General features: G+C 67.9%; 2 protein-coding genes. Both read left to right on the top strand.

What is annotated here, in order from left to right; translation table 11 throughout:
• Positions 1-197 (top strand): FliG C-terminal domain-containing protein (locus AC1DN0_RS41330; RefSeq protein ID WP_477146642.1); only part of this gene is annotated, 197 nt, incomplete at its 5' end.
• Positions 194-533: FliH/SctL family protein (locus tag AC1DN0_RS41325; RefSeq protein ID WP_477146641.1), on the top strand; the 340-nt coding region annotated here is incomplete at its 3' end. The genes AC1DN0_RS41330 and AC1DN0_RS41325, both read left to right, overlap by 4 nt.

Below are 533 nucleotides of genomic sequence, written 5' to 3'. Positions count from 1 at the left end.
ACATCAAGGTGCGCGACAAGATCACCCGCAACATGTCCCAGCGTGCCGCCGAAATCCTGCTGGAAGACATGGAAGCCCGTGGCCCGGTGCGCCTGTCGGATGTGGAAGTGGCGCAGCGCGAGATCCTGGCCATCGTCAAGCGCATGGCCGATGAGGGCACCGTCACCATCGGCGGCAATGCGGAGGCGATGCTGTGAACAACGCCGTGCGCTGGCTTGCCCCGGACCTGCTGGCGGTGCCCGAGCCGCCGCAGGAGGAGCAGTTCGAACTCACCGAACCGGACCCCGAACACGAGCCGGAGCCCTTGCTGCAGCTGCCCACGCTGGAAGAAATCCAGGCGATCCAGGACAGCGCGGAGAAAGACGGCTTCGAGCAGGGGCACGCCGATGGCCTGGCCCACGGCCAGGCCGAACGGCGCCGCCTGATCGCACCGATCGAAGGCATCCTGGACACCTTCAGCCGGCCGCTGGTGCGGCTGGAGAACGAAGTGGTGGCCGCGCTCGGCGAACTGGCCGTGCGCATCGCCGGCACCC

The organism is Cupriavidus sp. 05N39, assembly GCF_056397325.1.
This window is presented reverse-complemented; position numbering and strand designations above follow the sequence as displayed.